Origin of the sequence: Vibrio sp. M260121 (genome assembly GCF_036533715.1) — a bacterium.
Taxonomy (GTDB): domain Bacteria; phylum Pseudomonadota; class Gammaproteobacteria; order Enterobacterales; family Vibrionaceae; genus Vibrio.
In genome coordinates, this window is the sequence record NZ_JATABF010000004.1 from 67,569 (window position 1) to 91,585 (window position 24,017).

26 protein-coding genes are annotated in these 24,017 nt (G+C 46.0%); 7 read left to right on the forward strand and 19 right to left on the reverse strand.

The genetic code is table 11. The features are described 5' to 3' along the window. Position 1: 1 nt before the first annotated feature. The 19 genes from QTO06_RS04000 to aspS form a co-directional block, all read right to left on the reverse strand. Complete coding sequence (locus QTO06_RS04000) at positions 2–571, reverse strand: DUF1190 domain-containing protein (protein ID WP_331406947.1); 570 nt, start codon at positions 569–571, stop codon at positions 2–4. Positions 572–579: 8 nt separating this feature from the next. Continuing rightward, positions 580–996 carry a DUF350 domain-containing protein gene (locus tag QTO06_RS04005; RefSeq protein ID WP_331406948.1) on the reverse strand — a complete coding sequence of 139 codons (417 nt, stop codon included), beginning with the start codon at positions 994–996 and terminating at the stop codon, positions 580–582. Continuing rightward, positions 996–2,039: a potassium channel protein gene (locus tag QTO06_RS04010; protein ID WP_331406949.1), complete on the reverse strand. Its 1,044-nt coding sequence runs from the start codon at positions 2,037–2,039 to the stop codon at positions 996–998. The genes QTO06_RS04005 and QTO06_RS04010 overlap by 1 nt, the downstream gene beginning before the upstream one ends. Positions 2,040–2,170: 131 nt before the next feature. Further along, positions 2,171–3,232, reverse strand: coding sequence for a quinolinate synthase NadA (nadA, locus tag QTO06_RS04015; protein ID WP_005441719.1), 1,062 nt, complete (start codon positions 3,230–3,232; stop codon positions 2,171–2,173). 243 nt (positions 3,233–3,475) lie between these two features. After that, positions 3,476–4,231 (reverse strand): tol-pal system protein YbgF, encoded by a 756-nt coding sequence (gene ybgF, locus QTO06_RS04020; protein WP_331406950.1) that lies wholly within the window; start codon positions 4,229–4,231, stop codon positions 3,476–3,478. 15 nt (positions 4,232–4,246) lie between these two features. Continuing rightward, positions 4,247–4,768, reverse strand: a complete 522-nt coding sequence (pal, locus tag QTO06_RS04025; RefSeq protein ID WP_331406951.1) for a peptidoglycan-associated lipoprotein Pal — start codon at positions 4,766–4,768, stop codon at positions 4,247–4,249. A gap of 30 nt (positions 4,769–4,798) precedes the next feature. Next, positions 4,799–6,151 carry a Tol-Pal system beta propeller repeat protein TolB gene (tolB, locus tag QTO06_RS04030; RefSeq protein ID WP_331406952.1) on the reverse strand — a complete coding sequence of 451 codons (1,353 nt, stop codon included), beginning with the start codon at positions 6,149–6,151 and terminating at the stop codon, positions 4,799–4,801. Positions 6,152–6,164: 13 nt separating this feature from the next. After that, complete coding sequence (tolA, locus tag QTO06_RS04035; RefSeq protein ID WP_331406953.1) at positions 6,165–7,190, reverse strand: cell envelope integrity protein TolA; 1,026 nt, start codon at positions 7,188–7,190, stop codon at positions 6,165–6,167. A 13-nt stretch (positions 7,191–7,203) separates the two neighbouring features. Then, positions 7,204–7,647: a protein TolR gene (tolR, locus tag QTO06_RS04040; RefSeq protein WP_005441707.1), complete on the reverse strand. Its 444-nt coding sequence runs from the start codon at positions 7,645–7,647 to the stop codon at positions 7,204–7,206. A 3-nt stretch (positions 7,648–7,650) separates the two neighbouring features. Continuing rightward, entirely contained in the window at positions 7,651–8,349 is a 699-nt protein-coding gene (tolQ, locus tag QTO06_RS04045; protein ID WP_005426224.1) for a protein TolQ, read from the reverse strand. Further along, positions 8,339–8,758 carry a tol-pal system-associated acyl-CoA thioesterase gene (ybgC, locus tag QTO06_RS04050; RefSeq protein ID WP_331406954.1) on the reverse strand — a complete coding sequence of 140 codons (420 nt, stop codon included), beginning with the start codon at positions 8,756–8,758 and terminating at the stop codon, positions 8,339–8,341. Before ybgC ends, tolQ begins: the two co-directional genes overlap by 11 nt. Before the next feature lie 171 nt (positions 8,759–8,929). Then, positions 8,930–9,232 carry a cyd operon protein YbgE gene (ybgE, locus tag QTO06_RS04055; RefSeq protein ID WP_331406955.1) on the reverse strand — a complete coding sequence of 101 codons (303 nt, stop codon included), beginning with the start codon at positions 9,230–9,232 and terminating at the stop codon, positions 8,930–8,932. Continuing rightward, positions 9,225–9,332 (reverse strand): cytochrome bd-I oxidase subunit CydX, encoded by a 108-nt coding sequence (cydX, locus tag QTO06_RS04060; protein WP_000270284.1) that lies wholly within the window; start codon positions 9,330–9,332, stop codon positions 9,225–9,227. Before cydX ends, ybgE begins: the two co-directional genes overlap by 8 nt. Positions 9,333–9,344: 12 nt before the next feature. Continuing rightward, positions 9,345–10,481 carry a cytochrome d ubiquinol oxidase subunit II gene (gene cydB / locus QTO06_RS04065; RefSeq protein ID WP_039986504.1) on the reverse strand — a complete coding sequence of 379 codons (1,137 nt, stop codon included), beginning with the start codon at positions 10,479–10,481 and terminating at the stop codon, positions 9,345–9,347. A gap of 17 nt (positions 10,482–10,498) precedes the next feature. Continuing rightward, positions 10,499–12,085, reverse strand: coding sequence for a cytochrome ubiquinol oxidase subunit I (gene cydA / locus QTO06_RS04070; protein ID WP_331406956.1), 1,587 nt, complete (start codon positions 12,083–12,085; stop codon positions 10,499–10,501). A 462-nt stretch (positions 12,086–12,547) separates the two neighbouring features. Further along, positions 12,548–13,552, reverse strand: coding sequence for a Holliday junction branch migration DNA helicase RuvB (gene ruvB, locus QTO06_RS04075; protein WP_005426235.1), 1,005 nt, complete (start codon positions 13,550–13,552; stop codon positions 12,548–12,550). A gap of 21 nt (positions 13,553–13,573) precedes the next feature. Further along, positions 13,574–14,185 (reverse strand): Holliday junction branch migration protein RuvA, encoded by a 612-nt coding sequence (gene ruvA / locus QTO06_RS04080; RefSeq protein ID WP_331406957.1) that lies wholly within the window; start codon positions 14,183–14,185, stop codon positions 13,574–13,576. 157 nt (positions 14,186–14,342) lie between these two features. Further along, positions 14,343–14,864 carry a crossover junction endodeoxyribonuclease RuvC gene (gene ruvC, locus QTO06_RS04085; protein WP_005426231.1) on the reverse strand — a complete coding sequence of 174 codons (522 nt, stop codon included), beginning with the start codon at positions 14,862–14,864 and terminating at the stop codon, positions 14,343–14,345. A gap of 397 nt (positions 14,865–15,261) precedes the next feature. After that, a complete protein-coding gene (gene aspS, locus QTO06_RS04090) occupies positions 15,262–17,040 on the reverse strand; it encodes an aspartate--tRNA ligase (RefSeq protein ID WP_331406958.1) in 1,779 nt (592 codons plus the stop codon). 272 nt (positions 17,041–17,312) lie between these two features. On the opposite strand from aspS, the gene QTO06_RS04095 reads away from it, so the two are divergent. The 7 genes from QTO06_RS04095 (at position 17,313) to QTO06_RS04125 (ending at position 23,987) form a co-directional block, all read left to right on the forward strand. After that, positions 17,313–18,179 carry a DUF72 domain-containing protein gene (locus QTO06_RS04095; RefSeq protein WP_038889172.1) on the forward strand — a complete coding sequence of 289 codons (867 nt, stop codon included), beginning with the start codon at positions 17,313–17,315 and terminating at the stop codon, positions 18,177–18,179. A gap of 104 nt (positions 18,180–18,283) precedes the next feature. Next, complete coding sequence (gene cmoA, locus QTO06_RS04100; RefSeq protein ID WP_005426299.1) at positions 18,284–19,021, forward strand: carboxy-S-adenosyl-L-methionine synthase CmoA; 738 nt, start codon at positions 18,284–18,286, stop codon at positions 19,019–19,021. A 185-nt stretch (positions 19,022–19,206) separates the two neighbouring features. Further along, the gene (gene cmoB, locus QTO06_RS04105) at positions 19,207–20,178 is read left to right on the forward strand and encodes a tRNA 5-methoxyuridine(34)/uridine 5-oxyacetic acid(34) synthase CmoB (protein WP_005426262.1); all 972 of its coding nucleotides are present in this window, start codon (positions 19,207–19,209) and stop codon (positions 20,176–20,178) included. Positions 20,179–20,399: 221 nt separating this feature from the next. Beyond that, on the forward strand, positions 20,400–21,146 hold the full coding sequence (locus QTO06_RS04110) for an ATP-dependent zinc protease family protein (RefSeq protein ID WP_005426107.1): 747 nt from the start codon (positions 20,400–20,402) through the stop codon (positions 21,144–21,146). 11 nt (positions 21,147–21,157) lie between these two features. After that, positions 21,158–22,663, forward strand: coding sequence for an inactive transglutaminase family protein (locus tag QTO06_RS04115; protein ID WP_331406959.1), 1,506 nt, complete (start codon positions 21,158–21,160; stop codon positions 22,661–22,663). Between the two features lie 3 nt (positions 22,664–22,666). Next, positions 22,667–23,635, forward strand: coding sequence for an alpha-L-glutamate ligase-like protein (locus QTO06_RS04120; protein ID WP_005426199.1), 969 nt, complete (start codon positions 22,667–22,669; stop codon positions 23,633–23,635). 199 nt (positions 23,636–23,834) lie between these two features. Then, positions 23,835–23,987, forward strand: a complete 153-nt coding sequence (locus QTO06_RS04125) for a hypothetical protein (RefSeq protein ID WP_005426147.1) — start codon at positions 23,835–23,837, stop codon at positions 23,985–23,987. Positions 23,988–24,017 lie beyond the last annotated feature (30 nt).

Below are 24,017 nucleotides of genomic sequence, written 5' to 3' on the forward strand. Positions count from 1 at the left end.
GTTAACCACCACGACTCACAGACACCGCTTTACCAAATCCGCCTCGGGACATGGCGCGGCCAATCGTACCGCCGCCTCGTTTGTTTAAGTTGCTGGTTGCGACTTTGGTTGATTGGTTACGGTAAGAGCCGTAAAACTGGCCTGCACCGTTGTAATACTTCGATTTGTAGCGATACATCGGCTCGGAGTAATAGCTCTTGTTGTAACCACTCAAGCCACTCACTGCGCGGCTAAAGAAGTAGCCACCAAAATTGGGAACGTAAGAACGGTGGCGTGAACTGTAATAACAATCGTCTTCGTAGAAATCGTCTTCACACTCAAACTCGTTGTTATAGCGCGGTGCGTTTTCTTCTGCTCTCGCCATGGCTTCTTGGTAAGCAATTTCACATTGTTCACTGAACTCTGGTATATCTGATTTGCATTCATCAGCATCAGTATAAATATAACCTTCTGTTTTCGATTCATGAGTAGCGAGAAAAAAAATACCACCAAAAGCCACAAACGGAATGACCCGCCCGACTTTGAAGCTCTTATCCATCGAAGAGCGTTTTACGTTGGAACTGCGTTTCATCGCCCCTCCTAGTAAGTCATGCAAGCTGCGTTGAGTACACCGACAGAAATTGAGACGCCTGCGAGTACAATACCTGCAGGCACTTCATCATTCTCTATGCGCTCTGAGACTTTTGGCAAAAGAATGAAGCGTACAATACCGAATGCGATGATCTGCGCAAGCATGGCTACAACGCCCCACACCATAAAATCGACGATATTTACTGAGTTAGTCGCAGCACCTGCAATCGCAAGGCAGTAGCCTAGAAACGCACCGCTTAATGCAACGGCAGCAGCAGTGTTCTTTTCTTCTTTGATCAAATGCCACTCATCGTATGGAGTTAGTTTGACGTAGATGAATTTGAACGCCAGTACGAAAATAATCGACACCGAAAAATAGAGAAGAAAGTTAGGGAAACCTGCCAACAGGTCAGCAATCATATGCATTATTTGTCCTTGTTCATGTCTGTCCAAGCGAAATCATCAATTCGCTCGTCGGCAATATAAAACAGTTTGGTGTTTGGCGGCACTTGAGCGCTGAGTTCTGGGTTTAGCTCAATACCGCTGCCAAGATCGAAGGCGATCAACGTCGCTTGATGATGCTTCTTAATAAAACCAAAGATCGTCTCAACATTCGTGGTTGGTTGGTCGTCAGGGTAAATGACAGAGTACTGGGTCATACCGCGTGTTGAAGCGAGTAACTCTTGGTGCAATGCACTGGAACCAGGATCCACTGCCGCTTTAGCAAGCATCTCTGCACCAACCGCAGGAATACACTCTGCTTTCGGACAGTGCTGACTAAGTAAGCGACCCAAAGCATCATCTTTAAAATAGGCGAGCAAGTGTGCATCAGGATTCACAGAGGCACAATACAAGGCGGCAGAGAGGGTAATATCATCGGTGAGATTATCAACAATGATACAGTTGGCTCCGATGATATTGGCGTTTTTCATCTCTTGCGCGTCGGTGTAGCTGTTCACCTTGATAAAACCAATCTCACCCGGTAGTGGGTTTTCAATGTCTGAACGGCTACACAAAACGATTGGACGTTTGCCGTGCTCTTCATGTTGCAACATACGGATCAGATGCATGGTACGTGCGCCATTCCAACCCAATAATACGATATGGTTTTCCACTCTTACTCTCCGTTTCCCTAGTATGCCTGCTCGCCAATAATCAATAGCACCGCCCGCCACTCGTCCCAAAATGGCAGCAAATAAACTCAAACCACCTGGGATAATAAACAACACCACAACCCACTTACCCATATCACTTGAGGGTGATAAGTCACCATAACCAACCGTTGAAGCGGTTACCATGAGGTAGTAAATGAAGTTTGAGAAGTTATCAGTCAGAGCATGCTCTCCGGCGAGAGTCAGCAACGACCATGAGATGGCAATATATGCGCCACTAATGACGAGTAGGTTTCGGTTGCTCAATTTGAAAAGGTGAGTACTAAACCACTTTTTCAGTACTAGCCATACAGCCATAAGTGTCCGATTCCTTTCTGATTGCTATAACTAAATACTAACCTATTGATTGTAAGAAACAAAAAAACCAGCCATATTCGGCTGGTTTTTGAGATTTGTCTTAACAAACCGCAGTCTAAATAACGGAAAAATTAAGCGTTACCTTTCACCTGCATGTTCAACTGCTCAGCAAAATCTAGCATGCGGTTCAGTGGGATAAGTGACTTCACACGTAGCGCTTCATCAACGAAGATTTCGTGCTCTGCACCACCTTCATTCAATGCTTTTTCAATCGCTTTAAGACCGTTCATCGCCATCCAAGGACAGTGTGCACAGCTGCGACATGTCGCGCCCGCGCCCGCCGTTGGTGCTTCAATCAGTTCTTTCTCTGGCACTAGCTGCTGCATCTTGAAGAAGATACCTTTGTCAGTCGCAACGATCATTTGTTGATGAGGAAGCTCTTTTGCTGCCTTGATTAGCTGACTTGTAGAACCAACCGCATCGGCTAGTTCAACCACACTCGCTGGAGACTCTGGGTGCACTAGGATTGCCGCGTCTGGGTAGACACTCTTCATCTTGCGTAGCGCATCTGCAGAGAACTCATCGTGAACCACACACTCACCTTGCCATAGCAACATGTCTGCGCCAGTTTTGTTTGCGATGTAAGAACCTAGGTGACGGTCAGGGCCCCAGATGATTGGCTTATCTTCTGCGTCTAGGTGTTCAACAATCTCTAGAGCGATGCTTGATGTAACTACCCAATCAGCGCGCGCTTTTACCGCTGCCGACGTATTTGCGTATACCACGACCGTATGGTCAGGGTGTGCATCACAGAATTCGCTGAACTTGTCCGCAGGGCAACCAAGATCAAGTGAACATTCTGCTTCTAGCGTTGGCATTAGAATGCGCTTTTCTGGTGTCAGGATCTTCGCAGACTCACCCATAAAGCGAACACCACCAATGATCAGCGTACTTGCTGGATGACGGTTACCAAACTTTGCCATTTCTAGCGAATCACCAACAAAACCGCCGGTCTCTTCAGCCAGAGCTTGGATCTCAGGATCGGTATAGTAGTGAGCGATAAGTACCGCGTCTTTTTCTTTAAGCAGCTTTTTGATTCGCTCGATGTAATCGGCTTTTTCTTCTTGGCTTAATGGGATTGGTTTTGGTGGGAATGGGTAAACTGTGTCGATTTTATCTAATATGTGGCTCATTGCTCTTGCTCTACGCAACTTCCTTTAATCCGAGTATTGTAACCTTGTTGATTTTCAAAAACCAACCCGTAACCGGAATTTATAGCAGTCTAGCCGTATATCTTTGTTGTAAGTAACAATTCTAATTGTTGCTCATGAACATTCGTTGCATGAATCATTCTTCTTTTAAAGTCGTAAAGCCAATGCAAAGAAAAAGGAAACCGAGGCTCCCTTTTTAATCATCTTGATATTGCTTAGGCGTCGTTACTTCAGCTTAGAGCTTGCAACTTTCGCCGAGGCGCTGCCTGGGTACTCGTCGACCACTTGCTGATAGTATTTCTTCGCTTGTGCATCATTGTTGTTACGCTCAGCGATATCACCTAGTTTAACCAACGCATCTGCACGCTTGTTGGAATCTTTGTAAGAAACCACCGCAGCAAAGCTCTTCACTGCATCTTTGTCCTGTTTCTTCGCGAAGTACAACTGACCTAGCCAGTAATGTGAGTTCGCTGAATATGTTGAATCAGGATAGTCCTTTTGGAACTGCTGGAATGCAGCAATCGCACCAGTGTAGTCGCGTTTTTTAAGGATTAAATCCACCGCGTCTTGGTAAGCCGTTTGTTCATCGGCATTCGATGTGTACTTACCGCCAGTTTCCGCTGGTTTGGTCTCTTTAATAGGTGCGGCTTTCATTTCGCCACGTACTCGATCAAGCTCCACAAACAGCTCACGTTGACGCTTAAGCATTTGCTGCATCTCGTAATTGTTGCGCTCTAATTGACCACGTAGATCACTGATCTCTTGTGCCATTTGGTCAACTTGCTCTTGCATTTGAAGCTGAACGCGGTTGCGGTTTTGCAACAAGCGCTCTAAACGCTCGATGTCGCTTTCGGAAGAAGATCGAGTAGATACTGATGATGTGCTGTTGAGATCTGATACTGGAGCTGGTGCAGCGAACGCGAAGTTCGCCGCACTTGCCAGTAACGTAAGCGTAACAGCGCGCTTAGTGTTACTGAACATGAGGTTTTCCTCGAATTAGTATACTAGGACCGCACGACGGTTCTTAGCGTAAACATCTTCAGATTGACCTAGAAGAAGTGGCTTCTCTTCACCGTAGCTAACGATAGAGATTTGATCAGCTTGAACACCTAGTGCTTGTAGGTAGTTTGATACTGCTTCTGCACGACGCTCACCTAGAGCGATGTTGTACTCAGGAGTACCGCGCTCATCTGCGTGACCTTCGATCGTTACTTTAAGAGCAGGGTTCTTGCTTAGGTAAGACGCGTGAGCCGCTAACATCTCTTCGTAATCACCAGCAATTGTTGAGTTATCAAATGCGAAGTAGATTGTTTGAGTTTCACGTAGCGCTTGCTCTTTTAGCTCTTGCTCTGTTAGCTGGCTGTTTGGATCGATCGGAGTAACGACTGTTGTTTCTGCAACACCAGTGTTTGTCTCAGCACCCGTGTTAGAAGCAGCGTCATCGCTTGAGCTACATGCCGTCATAGCCATCACAGGAATCGCGATTAGTAGCCCTTTTAGAACCTTGTTCAGTTGCATCTTATTTTCCTTATTAATCAATTTTTCTTACTACAAAAACGGTGACCACGCGGGAGCTCTTACACGCCCATTAGTTGCTGGTAATCTAGCTTTAAATCGACCATCAATTGACACCATCGATAGTACGTTTTTCTTGTTGTAAATCGAGCTATAGATAACCATGCCACCATTTGGGGCAATGCTCGGAGACTCATCAAGCAACGTTTTTGTTAGTACCTGAAGAGCACCTGTTTCCAAATCTTGTTTGGCCAAGTTGAAACCCGAATCACTGCGATTCACCATGACTAGGAATCGGCCGTCAGGAGTGATTTGACCACCCAAGTTTTGACTGCCTTGCCAAGTCAAGCGATTAGTCGAACCGCTGCCCAAATCTACTTTATAAATCTGAGGTTTACCACCCCTGTCAGATGTGAAAATCAGCGATTTGCCATCAGGGTGCCAGTATGGTTCTGTATTATTTGATCTGCCACGCGTAATTTGTGTCAATTTGCGTGTTTTTAGATCCAAAGTGTAAACCTGAAGCGAACCAGTCTTAGAAAGCACAAGGGCTAACTGGCTGCCGTCCGGCGAGAATCTTGGCGCACCATTGTGACGAGGGTATGACGTTACTTTCTCACGCTCACCGGTGTAGATGTTCATGATGAAGATCTCGGCCTGACCATTCTGGAAACTTACGTAAGCCAGTTTCTGACCATCAGGAGACCATGCCGGAGACATAAGCGGTTGCTTAGATTGAAGCACTAGGCGCTCGTTGTAGCCATCATAATCCGCCACGCGAAGTTGGTAAGGGAAATTATCCTTATCGTTCACCACCACGTAGGCGATACGTGTCATAAACGCACCACGTTCACCCGTTAGTTGCTCGTAAACAAGGTCGGATATACGGTGCGCGTACTCACGCATGCGTGAGCCTTCAACCGTAGCCACTTTGTTGAACAGAACATGATCTTTAGAAAGCACCAACTCACCATCGCCACCAAGTGCTTTGCTATTGCCACCGGTCAATTGACCGCGAACAACATCAACCAATTGGTAGTTCACAACGTAGTTGCCCTGCTCGTTCTTTTTGATTGAACCAGTAAGCAGCGCATCAACCCCAAGACCTGTCCACGCATCAAAGTTAACCTCTGATTCATTGAATGGTGTTTGTGGCATCTTGCTGGTTGGTACCGGGCTGAACTTACCACTGCGTTGCAAGTCTGAAGCAATCACAGCAGCGATGTCCGTTGGAAGAGGTTCACTGCCTTCCCATTTAAATGGAACAACAGCAATTGGTCGTGCTGAATCAATACCATCGGTAATGACTAGCTCTAATGCGGCGTGAGCCACACTTGTTAGACTGCCAAGCAGTACAAACATTCCTAGTAAAAGGCGTTTAATCACGTCTCAGTTCCTTTTAGTCCAAAGCAACAGTTAAGTTGATGTCTTTCAATTTTTCGTTGACCGCTTCTTCTGACGATTTAGGGAAAGTCCCTACCTGCGCAATCGCACTCTTCGCAGCCGCACATACTCGGGCGTCGCCGTCTAATATGGTCACGCCAGCAACCATCATGTCTGTCCCTGTTGGGATCAGTTTGATGTTTACCCTACACTCCTTTCCCAGCAAGTAATCATCCTTAATCAGCCTTTGCTGAATGTTCTGAGTATAGATGGATGACATACGAGAAAGTTCATCGTTAATGAATTGGTTACGAGCCGCGCTGTTTTGGCTTGCCTCACTTTCAAGGCCTGCAAAAATATCATTCAGTGCAGCTTCTTGCTCTTTGCGTTCACGCTCTAATCGCTCAAGACGCTCTTTCTCTTGGCGTGCCTTTTCTGCGGCCTCTTTAGCTGCCTTTTCTTTCGCGATGCGTTCTTGCTCGGCTTTCGCAGCGGCTTCACGTTCACGTTTCGCTTTTTCTTCAGCTTCTTTCGCTGCTTTCTCTCGCGCTACGCGTTCTTGTTCCGCTTTTGCGGCCGCTTCTTCTTTGGCTTTACGCTCTTGTTCGGCTTTCGCTGCTCGCTCTTTCTCTTTGCGAACACGCTCTTCCTCAACTTTGCGTTCTTGTTCTTTCTTCTTGCGAGCAGCTTCGGCTTCACGAGCGGCTTTGGCATCTTTCGCCTGCTGCTCTTTTAGCTTACGAATCTGTTCTTCTTCAGCTTTACGATTTTTCTCAAGCTGCTCAGCTTCACGTCTCAATTTATCTAGACGATCTTGCTCTTTCTTCGCGGCTTTTTCGCGTTGCTGACGAATCTCGTTCGCTTGTTTCTGAACAAGTTTTGGATCAATCACCACAGCCTGAACCATCTGGCCTGTCGGCTCTGGTTTCGACATAGTGAAGTCCGTCCCCCAAAGTAGAGCTACGACTAATAGCGCGTGCAAACCAACCGATATTGCTATCGGCTTGGTGTACTCTTTGGATTTTTTCTTGTTATCTTTCATAGATGTTCGATGTCTATTCCCTGATATCGGTCATCAGACCCACTTTTGGGATGCCCGCACGACTTAACTCGTCAAGCAAAAGTACAACGTCGGCGTATGGCGTTGCTGCATCACCACCTACCGCAACAGGTGAATCAGGTTTAATCTCACGCTCGGCTTTTACACGCACAATCACGTCTTGTAGTGATAGACCGCGTTGAACCTCTTCATCATTCACGCTTAAGCCTAAGTTGCCGTCACGATCGATTTCAATGATGATGAAACTGCTGTCTGTATCACCAGCCAAGTCTTGCATAGATTCAGCCGTTGATGTCTGTGGAAGATCCACATCCACACCTTGAGTGACAAATGGAGCGGTCGCCATAAAAATGATCAGCAGAACGAGCATCACGTCGATGTATGGTACGACGTTGATCTCTGCAGTCATTTTACGCTTTTTAGGTTGGTAACCCGCCATGCTCTATTCCTTACTTGCGCTGTCTCGACCCGCCATCGCTTGACGGTGCAGGATGCTGTGGAATTCTTCAGAGAAAGTCGCGTAAGTGTGCTCTAGCTTACTTACTTTGTTGCTAAGACGGTTGTATGCCATTACTGCAGGAATTGCAGCAAATAGACCCATTGCAGTTGCAATCAGTGCTTCTGCGATACCTGGCGCTACCATTGAAAGCGTTGCTTGCTTTACTTCACCTAAAGCGATGAACGCATGCATGATGCCCCAAACCGTACCAAACAGACCAATGTATGGGCTGATAGAACCGACCGTTGCAAGGAATGGTAAGCTGGTTTCCAGTTCATCAACTTCACGAGCAACAGCAACGCGCATTGCACGGCCAGTGCCTTCCATGATGTAAGCTGGTGAGTTTGCGTTGCTCTTACGTAGACGAGCAAACTCGGTAAAACCTGCGTAGAAGATTTCTTCTGTACCTGTGATGTCGTCTTTACGGCCTTTCACTTTTTGATAAAGCTGAGAAAGATCAGTACCCGACCAGAATTTGTCTTCGAATGACTCCGCATCTTTTGATGCTTGAGATAAGACTTTGCTGCGCTTAATGATCATAGCCCATGATGCGATTGACATGCCGAGCAGTGTCAACATCACAAGCTTTACCAACAGACTGGCCTGAAGAAAGAGATCTAAAATGGAAATATCAGCAGTCACTATTTGTTAGCTCCGAATTGATAAATGATGGAATCGCAATTGGCTTCATTTTCTTATTATCGATACATGCTACCTTAACCATTGCCTTGCACAATGTTCTGCCTTCATCATTGACTAACTCTTGACAGAATTGCAAAGAAGCACGTTTTATTTCTGACACTCGGGTTAGAACGTTCAAATGCTCGTCCAGCCTTGCCCCTTGGTTGAAATCGATATCCATGTGTCGGACAACAAAGCCAATGTTTTGTTCCAGTAACACGTGTTGAGAAACGCCTTTTGCACGCAACATCTCAGTGCGCGCGCGTTCAAAGAATTTTAAATAATTTGAGTGATATACAACGCCACCCGCATCTGTGTCTTCGTAATACACAGTGATCGGCCAGCGAAAGGGATTTGATGTGCCTTGCAAGGGAGTACCAATATATTCAATTCTTTAAAGCAATTACTATAACTGAAGCGGCAGCAATTGGTACTGAGGTAAGGGAATATTTTTGAAATTTGTAGAAAAAATAAAAGCCAGACAATCCGTCTGGCTTTTATTCGATGATTTAGTAACCGACTTTATTTCAGAGTGTAACGCTTACATGAAATACAGTACAGTTAGATAAATTAAGATAGCGAGCGAGAAATAAGGACTAAACAGCACCTGCCAGTACCAATTTCTTGGCTTGAAGCCCACACCATATACCATGCTTGAGCACACTGCCCAAATCAGCGCTGGTGCGATAAACGCATTAAAGCCACCAATTTCTCGATGGTATGCGTTCGGATCCCACATCACCAATCCTACATGCATAAAGCCAAGGATTAAGGCCAAGACTCTTAGTAGAGTCTTGTCCATTGGTGCGTGAAGTTTCGCTACCTTGTCAGCGAGATTACTCACTGTCTTTATCCATCATTTCTGAGTGCTCTAACCAAAGAGCGTTGATGATACCGAATGCACAAGCAAGTAGTACACCTAGAATCCATGCGAAATACCACATAGTAATAGCTCCTTAGTATAGTGAGTTTTTGTTTTCTTCGATGAACTGGTCATCCAAGCGGCCAAACATCTTGTAGTAAGTCCAAGACGTGTAAGCAAGGATGATTGGAACCATAACAAACGCTACACCTGTCATTAGGTTCAGAGTCAGTTCAGATGAAGTTGCATCCCACATTGTCAGACTTTGGCTTGGCATTAGGTCTGAAGGCATTACGAATGGGAACATTGCGATACCAGCAGTAAAGATAACACCAGCGTTACCTAGGCTTGACGTTAGGAACGCGATACCACACTTCTCTAGGCGAGATGCCAATACAGCTAGAAGCGGCATAGCAACACCCAGTACAGGTGCAGCCCATAGTAGTGGGTAAGCTTCGAAGTTGTTCATCCACGCACCAGCTTCACGGATAACCTCTTTGTTTAGAGGGTTAGAAGCCGCTGCAGTGTCGATACCACCTACGATAACGTAGCCTTCGATGCTTTGGATCCAGAAACCAGCAAGCACAAATGCAACCACTGTTAGTAGACCAGTGAGCTGAGCTACGTTACGAGCACGAGTATGTACTTCGCCAGTTGTCTTCATTTGAAGCCATGTTGCACCTTGCATCAGGATCATGAACAAGCTTACTAGACCACATAGCAGAGCAAATGGGTTTAGTAGACCAAAGAATGAACCGTGGTACGTTGGCATTAGGAATTCGTTCAGCTGGAATGGAACACCTTGTAGAAGGTTACCAAACGCTACACCAAAGATGATTGGTGGAACGAAGCCACTGATTGAAATACAGATATCCCAAGTGTTACGCCATTTTTTATCTTCAATCTTTGAACGGTAATCAAGACCGATTGGACGTAGCCAAAGTGCCGCTAGGGTTAGGATCATCGCTAGGTAGAAACCAGAAAACGATGTCGCGTAAACCAAAGGCCATGCTGCGAACAATGCACCACCAGCAGTGATAAGCCATACTTGGTTACCATCCCAGTGAGGTGCGATCGAGTTAATCATCACACGACGTTGTGTGTCGTTTTTACCGATAATAGGTACAAGCGCGCCCACACCCATATCGAAACCGTCAGTAATTGCAAAACCAACTAGTAGAACACCGATCAGTACCCACCAGATGAATCGCAAGATTTCGTAATCAAACATCTTCTTGTCTCCTTGTCTTACGCTTCTACTTGGCGACTAACTTTGTCTTCAACAGAGTCAGCGTTTTGCTCGAAGTGGTAGCGACCAGTTTTCAGGCTGCTTGGACCTTTACGAGCGAATTTCACCATTAGGTATACTTCTGCAATTAGGAATACAGTGTATAGCGCTAAGATTGCAAATAGTGAAGTCCAGATTTCACCTGCTGTTAGTGCTGATGCAGCAACGTGTACCGGTAGGATTTCACCTACAGCCCACGGTTGACGACCGTATTCAGCAACGAACCAACCTGCTTCGATCGCAATCCATGGAAGTGGAATGCTGAATAGTGCAGCTTTAAGAATCCAAGGTTTCTGTTCGATCTTCTGACGACATGTTTGGATGAATGACGCACCAAATACGAATAGCATGATGAAGCCACACGCAACCATGATACGGAACGACCAGAATAGCGGCCATACTGTTGGGATTGAATCATCCGCAGCAGCTTGGATTTGGTCTTCAGTCGCATCAACAACGTTGTCTGTGTAACGTTTTAGAAGTAGGCCGTAACCTAGGTCACCTTTCACTTCGTCAAACGCAGTCATGTTTGCTTCAGACTTGTCGCCTGCACGCAGTTTTTCAAGCAACTCGTACGCGTACATACCAGTACGGATACGGTCAACGTGCTCTTCACGTAGATCGTGTAGACCAGTTACTTGCTCGTCAAATGAACGTGTCGCGATTATACCCATAACGTAAGGGATCTTGATTGCGTAATCGGTGTTCATTGTTTCTTGGTTTGGTAAACCGAACAGTGTGAACGCCGCTGGTGCTGGTTCTGTGTGCCACTCAGCTTCTACCGCTGCTAGCTTCACTTTTTGAACTTCACCAAGCTCGTAACCAGATTCATCACCTAGCACGATCGTAGACAGGATTGCTGCCATACCGAAAGAAGCTGCGATAGCAAACGAACGACGAGCGAACGCCACATCACGACCTTTCAATAGGTAGTAAGAACTGATGCCTAGAACGAACATTGCACCACACGTGTAACCAGATGCTACTGTGTGTACAAATTTAACTTGCGCTACAGGGTTAAGTACAACGTCTGCAAAGCTCACCATTTCCATACGCATGGTTTCGAAGTTGAACTCAGCGCCTACTGGGTTTTGCATCCAGCCGTTCGCGATAAGAATCCAAAGTGCAGAGAAGTTAGAACCTAGAGCAACCAACCAGGTTACCGCCAAGTGTTGACGTTTCGATAGACGATCCCACCCGAAGAAGAATAGACCAACAAAAGTTGACTCCAGGAAGAAAGCAACCAGTGCTTCGATCGCAAGTGGCGCACCGAAGATGTCACCTACATAGTGGGAATAGTAAGACCAGTTCGTACCAAACTGGAACTCCATGGTAAGGCCGGTAGCCACACCAAGTGCAAAGTTAATACCGAACAGCTTACCCCAGAACTTGGTCATGTCCTTGTAGATTTGCTTGTTCGTCATTACGTACATCGATTCCATAATGGCCAAAAGGAAGGCCATACCAAGGGTCAATGGTACGAATAGGAAGTGATACATCGCTGTCAGTGCAAACTGCAACCGCGACAGATCAACTACGTCAATCATGGTAACTCCTATGTGTCGGCTGAATGACACTCTCTACATATTGCAATCCATACGCAAGTGTTATTTACACTTGAAATAATGTTGAATTATCACAACGCTTTGTTGCAAAAATGTGCTTCATTGGTTAGTTAATTGTTAAGCATTAGCTAATATAGCTAGACCTAATATTACTTCTAAAAACAGTTTGTTTCAAAAGGTTTATAGCAGGAAAGCGCTTTGATATATATCAATCTTTAGGCGTTGAATTTGAACAAAAAACCATCAACCCGATCTAGATCAAACGATATTTAAAAGGAATGTTAAGGGAGCGTAATCAGGAGAGAGATTTATCAGTTGGCTAAGAACATAGAGTTAACAACCAATTAGTTTTTATTACCTACTTAGTATTAGAAGAGATTTAATAAATGAGAGGTTGGTCAATATTGGTGAAAAGCTGAGCACTACGTACCCAGCGTTGAAATCTTACTTTTCAATTCCGAAATGCAAATAAGCACGATCGGTGGCAATTCTACCACGCGGAGTGCGTTGCAAATAGCCTTGTTGGATTAGATATGGTTCAAGAACGTCTTCGATGGTGTCTTTCTCTTCACCGATCGCCGCTGCCATGTTGTCCAAACCAACAGGCCCACCGCCAAACTTCTCCATAATCGCTAACAGCAGCTTACGGTCCATATAATCAAAACCTTCGGCATCGACATCAAGCATGTTCAATGCTTTGTCTGCGGTATCAGCACAAATATGACCGTTGCCTTTTACTTCCGCGTAGTCACGAACTCGGCGTAGTAATCGGTTAGCAATACGTGGCGTGCCACGAGCACGGCGAGCAACTTCTAACGCTCCTTCCGACTCCATAGACAAACCCAAACAGTCAGCACTGCGCTGAACGATATCTTGCAGGTCTTTCACTTTGTAGTATTCAAGACGCTGAGTAATACCGAAACGGTCGCGCAGTGGTGATGTCAAAGAGCCCGCACGCGTCGTTGCACCGATCAAAGTGAAAGGTGGTAAATCAATTTTGATAGAGCGTGCCGCTGGACCTTCACCAATCATGATGTCTAACTGGTAGTCTTCCATCGCTGGATACAACACCTCTTCAACCATCGGGCTTAAGCGGTGGATCTCATCAATGAACAACACATCGTTTTCTTCTAAGTTGGTTAACAGTGCCGCTAAGTCCCCTGCTTTCTCGAGTACAGGGCCAGAAGTGGTACGAATGTTCACTTCCATCTCATTGGCAACGATGTTCGCAAGCGTGGTTTTACCCAAACCTGGAGGACCAAAAATCAAAAGGTGGTCGAGCGCTTCATTTCGTAATTGAGCGGCTTTGATGAAAATCTCCATCTGATCACGCACGTGATCTTGACCTTGGTAATCCGCCAGCTTCTTAGGACGAATCGCGCGGTCAATGACGTCTTCTTCACGAAACGAAGGATTTTCTGGCGCGATTAAACGATCGGCTTCAATCATATTGTTCCCTTTGGCTTTCCGTTACACCATTGATTTTAGTGCTTCACGGATCAGTTGCTCACTGGTCATATCCGGTTTAGCGATCTGAGAAACCACTTTCGACGCTTGAGTCGGCTTGTAACCTAGAGCTAGCAGCGCACTAATTGCCTCTTCTTCAGCGTTGCTGGATGTCGCACCAGAATCCGCAGGAGCAGCATCGGTAAACGGCGTAAATAGATCGCCAGCGCCCCACCCTTTCAGGCGGTCTTTCATTTCAACGACGAGGCGTTCAGCCGTCTTCTTACCAACACCCGGTAGTTTTACAAGCGTTGAAATGTCTTCACTCTCTACGCAAGAAACGAATTGGCTTGCCGTCATGCCTGAAAGGATACCCAGACCTAGCTTAGGACCAACACCGTTCGCTTTGATCACTTCACGGAAAAGTGCACGCTCTTTTACTGTGTTGAAACCGTAAAGCAATTGCGCGTCTTCACGCACAACAAAATGAGTATAAATAATGGCTTCTTCACCGACATTTGGCAGTTCGTAGAAACAGCTCATTGGCATCTGAACTTCATAACCAATGCCATTAACTTCAATTAAAACTTCAGGTGGTTGCTTTTCAAGCAGAGTGCCGCGAAGACGTCCAATCACTATAAATACTCTTTGGAAATGAATTTGCGACAGGATAATAAAGAACTGGATAGACATCCAGTCCTTTATGCGGTGGGGTTAGATTTTTGAGACAACTTGATCAAGTTGCTGGGCTGGATGTCTGGCCTGTCTAAGCGTATTGAGTTAGCTTCGATGCTTAACGGTAACGACCTTTTCTTGCACTGGTTGCTTTGCCTGCGAGCGCCACCAGCGTTTTATTGGTGTTAGCGTGACAAATGGCAACACCTAACGCATCGGCAGCATCGGCTTGAGGCTTGGCTGGCAATTTAAGCATGTGTTGAACCATATGTTGAACCTGTACTTTGTCTGCGCCACCTGTGCCTGTTACGGCTTGTTTAATAAGACGAGCCGCGTACTCATGCACCGGAAGATCCGCATTCACTGCCGCCACAATCGCACTACCACGTGCCTGCCCGAGCTTTAGTGCAGAATCAGCGTTCTTCGCCATAAACACTTGCTCAATAGCAAACACATCTGGTTGAAACTGGGTGATGATTTCCGTCACACCTGCGTAAATTTGCTTGAGTCGACCTGGCAGCTCTTTTTCAGAAGTGCGAATACAGCCGCTGCCTAGATATTGCAGATGACGACCTTGCTGGCGAATCACGCCGTAACCGGTAATACGAGAGCCTGGGTCAATGCCCAAAATAATTGACATGAAGAGTCCTAATCAATAACTCACTAAATTTATTAGAATTATACCCAAGTGACTTCAAGATGCAGGATTCAGAGCGTTGTCATTGATTCGAGGTCAAGGAAAACAACGCAGCGGAATAGCCAGCTCTTTCCAAGTTGTTTGACGCAACCATTGGTTTAATAAAAAAGCGAGTCAATGACACGCTCCCGAAGGGCACTCTTTACAAATAGTAAGGGACTTGGCTTGTATACTTTGTTGTCGATTCTTGATTTGGCCCCACCAAACCTTTAAATCGCCGCCGCGTCTACAAACCAAGTCATTCTCGCTGAACCTAGCATCTCGAGGTTACTTGGGTATATATGCCATTAAAACAAAAACTCCCGCAGTTGCGGGAGTTTTTTCTTTAATTGTTGTGCGCTTATTCTGCGTCTTTTTCTTTCGCAACTGTTACTGCAATCGCTAGCTCTTCTAGAGCCGCTGGGTTTGCAAGGCTTGGTGCGTCTGTTAGTAGACACGCCGCCGCAGTTGTTTTAGGGAACGCGATAACATCACGGATGTTCTCTGTACCACATAGTAGCATCACTAGACGGTCTAGACCGAATGCAAGACCAGCGTGTGGAGGCGTACCGAATTTCAGAGCGTCCAGTAGGAAGCCGAATTTCAGTTGTTGCTCTTCTGCATTGATACCTAGGATATCGAATACTGCTGCTTGCATTTCTGCGTTGTGGATACGTACAGAACCACCGCCTACTTCGTAGCCGTTTAGAACCATGTCGTATGCGTTTGAGTTCGCCGCTGCTGGGTTCGCTTTTAGCTCTTCCGCAGTCACACCTAGAGGTGATGTGAATGGGTGGTGCATTGCGTGTAGGTTACCTTCGTCGTCTTCTTCGAACATTGGGAAGTCAACAACCCATAGCGGAGCCCAAGTGCCTTCTTTAGTTAGACCTAGGTCTTTACCAAGTTTAAGACGAAGTGCACCTAGTGCTTCAGCAACGATGTTAGCTTTGTCTGCACCAAATAGGATGATGTCGCCAGATTCCGCTTGAGTGCGATCTAGAATGTCGTTGATCACGTCTTCGTTTAGGAATTTAGCTACAGGAGATTGGATACCTTCCATGCCTGCTGCACGGTCGTTAACCTTCATCCATGCTAGACCTTTCGCACCGTAGATACCTACGAATTCTGCGTAGCCGTCGATTTGCTTACGAGTAAGCTCAGCACCACCTGGAACACGGATAACTGCAACGCGACCTTTCTCGTCGTTTGCTGGACCAGAGAATACTTTGAACTCAACGTCTTTTACTAGGTCAGCAACGTCTACTAGTTCTAGTGGGTTACGTAGGTCTGGCTTATCAGAACCGAAACGACGAATCGCTTCGCTGAACGGCATTACTGGGAATTCACCTAGGTCAACGTTCAGTAGCTCTTGCCACATTTCACGAACCATTTTCTCAGTCGTTGCACGAACTTGGTCAGCCGTCATGAATGACGTTTCGATATCGATCTGTGTGAATTCTGGTTGACGGTCAGCACGCAAGTCTTCATCACGGAAACACTTAACGATTTGGTAGTAACGGTCAAAACCAGACATCATTAGAAGCTGTTTGAATAGCTGTGGAGACTGAGGAAGCGCGTAGAAGCTGCCTTTGTGAACACGGCTAGGTACTAGGTAGTCACGAGCGCCTTCTGGTGTCGCTTTTGTTAGTACTGGTGTTTCGATGTCTAGGAAGCCGTTGTCATCTAGGAAACGACGAACAAAGCTAGACGCTTTAGCACGTAGCTTGATGCGGTCGCTCATTTCTGGACGACGTAGATCTAGGTAACGGTACTTCAGACGTTGCTCTTCAGAGTTCTTTTGGTTGAAGTCTAGAGGCAGAACGTCAGAGCGGTTGATGATTTCAAGACCTTTTGCAAGGATCTCAACTTCACCTGTTGCCATGTCTTTGTTTACTTGGCTTTCTGGACGAACGCGAACTTCACCAGTTAGCTTGATACAGAATTCATTACGAAGTGTGTTAGCCACTTCATACGCATCTGCCATATCTGGATCAACAACTACCTGAACGATACCTTCGCGATCTCGCATATCGATAAAAATAAGACCGCCTAAATCACGACGACGGTTAACCCAGCCGCAAAGTTCTACAGTTTGTCCTGCAAGGGACTTGTTCAGGTGACCACAGTAATGGGTACGCATAATGAAATTCCCAATCTCTCAAATATTGTTAACTACGCTCTGTCAGCCTCATTGCCGAGCAGAGTAAAGATCCATTTATACGCTGAAAGCCTATGAAAATCGACTACTCAACATACAATTAAGTGTGTTTTATCATTCATTGGTGGTTTTTAGTACAACAAATGTTCAAAAGCGCACCAAAGCGAAAAAATTTGTGGGGATTATAGCGTGAAATTACCCATTTCAGCAAAACTCTCGTAAAGTGGGCTCAGGAAAAAACGTAAAGCAGAGATATGGATAATTTACCCCTTCGACTTGGATTGACCATGTGGTCGCACAACCAGTGGCAACAAAGCTTTTATGGCAGTGGCACCAAACCCGCAGAGCGACTCGAAAAGTACGCGCAGGTGTTCCATACCGTAGAAGGCAACACCACCTTTTATGCCACACCGACGCTCAACACGGTGCAAAACTGGAAAGCCGCGACTCACGACGATTTCAAATTCACCTTTAAGTTGCCAAAAGCCATTACTCACGAACAGATGCTCAGAGGTTGCGACGAGCAGTTACGCGACTTTATGACGATCATGGAACCACTTCATGAGCGTGTTGGGCAATGGACGATTCAGCTTCCTGCCGCTTTTGGGCCTGAGCATCTTGAGCGCCTGAAGAAGTTCTGTGCCAGCTTTCCGCCGAATTTCCCACTTGGGGTGGAAGTCCGTCATATGGCTTTTTTCTCCAAAGGTGAAGAAGAGCGTGCGTTGAATCAGTGGCTGTTAGAGAGCGGCATTGACCGCATTATTATGGACAGCCGCCCTGTATTTGCCGCGCAGCCGACAACAGAAGCGGTGATCGATGCCCACCAGAAAAAGCCTCGCGTTCCGGTGCATGCAATTGCTACCGCCAAGCATCCAATGATTCGTTTTATTGGCCATCCAGATATGGACGATAACCTGCGCTTTTTCGAACCTTGGTTAAAGAAGCTGCCGATGTGGATTGAACAAGGTATTCAACCTTACTTGATGATTCACACACCAGATAACGTGTTAGCACCAGAACTGGCTGAAAAGCTGTATAAGCAGCTACAACTTAGGCTCTCACTGCCGAACTTGTCTGTATTTCCTGCCAACGATGGCAACTCGCAAATACAAATGTTTTAGACAAGCTTATAATTAAGCAAATGACAGAGGCGCGAATTTCCCATAAAATACGCGCCTTTTTTGATGCCTGACATTTCAGGCGGCTTGTATGCAGAGATTTGGTTATGAACCCTAAGAGCAATCCAGATACTATTTTTTCGGCTCCAATCGATAAAATTGGGGATTTCACGTTCGATGAACGCGTAGCGGAAGTTTTCCCTGACATGATTCAAAGATCGGTGCCGGGTTACAGCAACATCATTTCTGCAATTGGTATGTTGGCAGAGCGTTTTGTTAAGCCTCACTCAAACATCTACGACCTAGGTTGTTCTTTGGGTGCTGCTACGCTTTCGATGCGTCGTCATATCAAACAAGAAGGTTGCCAAATCATTGCAGTGGATAACTCTCCTGCGATGGTTGAGCGCTGTAAGCTTCACGTCAACGCGTACCGCAGTGATACGCCAGTTGATGTAGTCGAAGCGGACATTCGTAATATCGAAATCGAAAACGCATCCGTTGTGGTGCTGAACTTTACGCTGCAATTCCTTTCTCCAGAAGATCGCTATGCTCTACTAGAGAAAATCTACGCGGGTCTGCGTCCGGGCGGTATTTTGATTCTGTCTGAAAAGTTCGTGTTTGAAGATGAAGTCTCTAACGAGCTGTTGATTGACCTTCACCACGACTTTAAACGTGCAAATGGCTACAGCGAACTAGAAATCAGCCAAAAACGCAGCGCGATTGAAAACGTGATGCGTCCTGATTCAAAGAAAGACCACAAAGAGCGTTTCGCAGAAATTGGTTTCTCAAGCTACGACGTTTGGTTCCAGTGCTTTAACTTCGGTTCGATGTTTGCGATTAAATAAGCTTCGCGACACAGTTCGCTCTCATTAGGACGTCATCCTCAAGAGCGAGGAACGAGCGAGTTGGGGATCTCTTATCAAAAACGATAAAAACCGAGATTCCCTATCACGTTCGTCCCTCACTGTAGGGAATGACACATTTAACTTTTACCCAGGGTCTGCTGACTCCATAAACTCAGTGAAAAACTATGTTTAATTTTGCTAATTTTTATCAGTTAATCGCTCAAGACACTCGTCTTCAGCCGTGGCTAAACGTATTACCTCAACAGTTAACAGATTGGCAAAACGCTGAGCACGGTGACTTTGGTCGCTGGCTGAAAGCGCTGAACAAGATCCCACAAGGCGCACCAAACCAAGTGGATATCAAAAACTCAGTGACCATCAGCAACGATACGCCTTTCCATGAAGGCGAGTTGAAAAAGCTAGAAAGCCTACTGCGTACATTCCACCCATGGCGTAAAGGTCCATACACAGTGCACGGTATTCATATCGATACTGAATGGCGCAGTGACTGGAAATGGGATCGCGTGCTTCCTCACATCTCGCCACTGAAAAATCGCAGCGTATTAGATGTGGGTTGTGGCAACGGCTACCACATGTGGCGCATGCTAGGTGAAGGTGCACGCCTAACGGTTGGTATCGACCCTTCTCATCTGTTCCTAATTCAGTTCGAAGCGATTCGCAAGTTAATGGGCGATGACCAACGCGCTCACCTATTGCCACTGGGTATTGAACAGCTACCTAAGTTAGAAGCGTTCGACACCGTATTCAGCATGGGCGTGCTTTACCACCGTCGCTCTCCACTGGATCACTTGGTGCAGCTAAAAGACCAGTTGGTATCAGGCGGTGAGCTTGTTCTTGAGACACTCGTCATCGAAGGCGATGAGAATGCGGTATTAGTTCCGACGTCTCGTTACGCGCAAATGCGTAATGTGTACTTCTTCCCGTCAGCGAAAGCGCTGAAAGTGTGGCTAGAACTGGTTGGCTTTAAAGATGTGCGCATCGTAGATGAAAACGTAACGACGGTTGGTGAGCAGCGCACGACCGATTGGATGACACATAACTCACTGCCGGATTACCTTGATCCAAACGACCCGAGCAAAACGGTAGAAGGCTACCCTGCCCCTCGTCGAGCGGTACTTGTGGCAACCAAGCCATAATTAACTGAGATTTCTGACATTGTCTTAACTCACTCCCCCCGTTAAGACATTAACCTCTCTTCAAATCTAATTAAGGATGCATATTGCGTCCTTAATTTTTTGGCTTTTCGTCACTATTCCTCACTCTGTAAGAGACTGTCGCAGATTCTTGCTTGTGAGCGATTGTCGATAACGCTAAACTCCTAAAAAACAAACAACTTACTCCAATCCCAAGGTTTTCAATGTTTATACGATTGACTCCGGTTGTTGCCATCGCCTTACTATCTGGATGTACTTTAACCAAAGGCGAACAGTACCACCAAGAAACGTTAGCTGCTATTCAGGCTTCTGAAACGAATTTCAATACTCGCGTTACCAACTTAGAGCTTCAACTTAGTAACCAGTCGGATTACATCGAGAATCTGGAAGACCAAGTGGATAAGTTAAATGGCGAACTTAGCACCTTCCGCAAAGAAGCGATGGACGAAGTCAGGAAGCCAAAAGAACCTATCATTGTTCAAGCGCCTGCTCCTGTTCAAGCCACTCCTACCCATGACATTGTCCTTGGCTCAATTGAGCGAGTGACGATCGATTCAATCAAACAAACTTTCGATGCTCGCGTAGATACTGGCGCAGCGACTTCTTCACTGAATGCAGTCGATATTGAAGAATTCGAACGAAATGGCAAAAACTGGGTGCGTTTCCACCTTGCTGACAATACCAAGTCAGAAGAAGAGAAAGATATTTGGATTGAAGCGCCAATTATTCGCTACGTGAAAATCCGTCAAGCAACCAATGAAGAACTAGAGCGTCGAGCTGTTGTTGAACTTTGGGTACGCGTTGGAAAAATTCATGAAAAAGCGCAATTTACGTTGGCAGATCGCTCTCAAATGAACCATCCTGTGTTACTAGGAAGAGAATTTATGCGCGACATCGCATTGGTTGATGTAAGCCGTAAATATATTCAAACGGAAGAAGAGAAAAAATAATAAGGTAGATTATGACGTCCAGAATACCATTTTACCTGTCAATCATCCTTTTGGTGGTGGCAGGCATCGCCTTGAGTGTTTTCAGACATCAGAATTACGGCGTTCCTTGGACTCCAGGTGAAACACGTCAAGTTTGGGATGTTGAAGCCCGCATTGAATTCAATGCAAACGGCGGTGAAGTAAAAGCTTCTCTTGCTGCCCCTCATACACAAAAAGGCTACACCTTAATCGGTGAGTCTGCGTCGTCTCCAGGTTACGGTGTTTCTTACGTAAACTCGGATTCAGGCCGCCGTGCTGAATGGTCAATTCGTCAGGCAACTGGCGCACAAACCATTTACTACAAAGCACAATTCTTGGTTGACCCTCAAGCGAAGGTAGACGAACTACCACCATCGGGTGAAATCACCAAGCCTACCCTTTCAGCTCCACAACAAGCGGCAGCAAACGCGTTGATTGAGCGCGCGATGAGCCGTTCGGCAGACAACGAAACTTTCGCTCGTGAACTGATCAAAACACTCAACGATCCAGACAGCCAAAACGCGGCACTGATTCTAAACGACTTTGACCGCACTGATGCACTACATAAAATCTTGCTTACTGCAGATGTACAAAGCAAAACCGTTGGTGTTATCGAGCTAGAAGATGGCCGTCGTCGTCAAACCATCCAACCTATGGTTCAAGTTTGGTCTGGTGACAAATGGGTTCTGTTCTCACCAAATTCAGAGCAAGCGGCAGCACAACCTAACCTTCTGGTTTGGGATGAATCAAACGTTTCTCTACTTGACCTAGTGGGCGGTAAAAACAGCCAAGTTCACTTCTCAATGATCAAGCAAGAACTCACGCCTCAAGAAGCAACAGATAATAAAGTGGAAGCTGACGGTCTATTGAACCTATCGATCCACAGCTTGCCTCTTGAAGAACAAGCGATGTTCAAGACCATCATGCTGATTCCAATCGGCGCTCTGATCGTCGTGTTCCTGCGCGTTATCATCGGTCTTAAGACATCCGGTACCTTCATGCCTGTTCTGATTGCGGTTGCCTTTGTACAAACGCAACTTGTGACTGGTATCGTTGGCTTCCTATTGATTGTCGGTACGGGTCTGATCATCCGAAGTTACTTATCGAGGCTAAACTTACTTCTGGTAGCAAGGATATCCGCGGTTATCATCACGGTTATCATGATCATCTCTGTGTTCACGGTTGTGGCATTCAAGATTGGTCTGACTGAAGGTCTAACCATTACCTTCTTCCCAATGATCATCTTGTCATGGACTATCGAACGTATGTCGATTCTATGGGAAGAAGAAGGTGCGAAAGAAGTAGCGCTTCAAGGTGGCGGTTCACTGCTAACAGCAGTACTGGTTTACTTAGCAATGACTAACACGTACATCCAGCACCTAACGTTTAACTTTATCGGCCTACAGCTTATTGTACTGGCAGGTATTCTACTACTAGGTACATACACGGGTTACCGTCTAACTGAGCTGCGCCGCTTTAAACCACTAGCGGAGGACTAAACGATGTTTGAACGTTTTACTTCGCCATCAAAACTTCGCCATAAAGGCATTATGGGAATGAACAAGCGTAACCACAGCTACATTGGTCGCTACAATGATCGTTCTAAATACCCATTGGTGGATGACAAGCTAAAAACCAAGATCATAGCTGAAGCAGCAGGCGCGACTGTGCCTGCTCTTATCGGTGTGATTGCCAGCCAAGCTGAAGTGAAAAAGATCCACAAAATGGTCGAAGACTGGCCTGGTTTTGTAATCAAACCAGCACAAGGCAGTGGTGGTAAAGGTATCTTGGTTATCACTTCGCACAAAGATGGCGTCTACACTAAGCCATCAGGTGCTACCTGTAACAAAGAAGAAGTTGAGCGTCACATCAGTAACGCACTAGCGGGTCTTTTCTCACTTGGTGGTAAGAATGATGTGGCTGTGGTTGAGAACTTAATTAAGTTTGATGACTGCTTTGACGGCTTCAGTTACGAAGGTGTGCCAGACGTACGTATCATTGTATTCAAGGGCTACCCTGTGATGGCGATGATGCGTTGTTCTACGGCAGCATCCGATGGTAAGGCGAACCTTCACCAAGGTGCGGTTGGCGTTGGTATCGACATCGCGACAGGCAAAGCCATTCGTGCGGTACAGTTTGACCAACCCGTCACTCACCACCCAGATACTGGGAAAGACTTATCGACACTGCAAGTGCCTCATTGGGAGCGTTTGCTAGAGCTTGCGTCTAGTGCTTGGGAAATGACAGGCTTGGGCTACATGGGTACCGACATGGTATTGGACAAAGAAGAAGGTCCAATGGTGCTTGAGCTGAATGCACGTCCTGGTTTAGCAATCCAAATTGCTAACGGTGCTGGCCTTCTACCTCGCTTGAAACACATTGAAAACCTTGGCATGCCAGCCGAGTATCCAAAACCGAAAGAGCGCGTTGCCTACGCAGCCGAACAATTCGGTGTGAAATCTCAGTTCTAATCTCTTAGCTAGCAGCTATTCCCATAGTTGCTAGCTAACCTTTCATATTTGAGCACTATCGCTCCCTTCTTAAGTAATTCATCGTTTTTATTACTCCAATCGATGATCCAGCTAACAAAACACACATCGATCGTTTCTTTTTTCTGCCGATTTTTGATTTTATATTTTCTCCCCCTTACTCAACTCGAGAGGTTGGGCGATGCTAACAAAAGAAACTAATAACAATGATACTTCGCTTGTAGAACAAGAGAGCTTTGACCAGCACTTACAACGTTTGTCGGAAATCTCTGTCCAAGCACTTGATGAGCTTGCTGAAATGATCGAAAAAGGAAATGACCTGTCAGAAGAATAGGATTCACCTTTTCACATTTAAGCGCCTGCT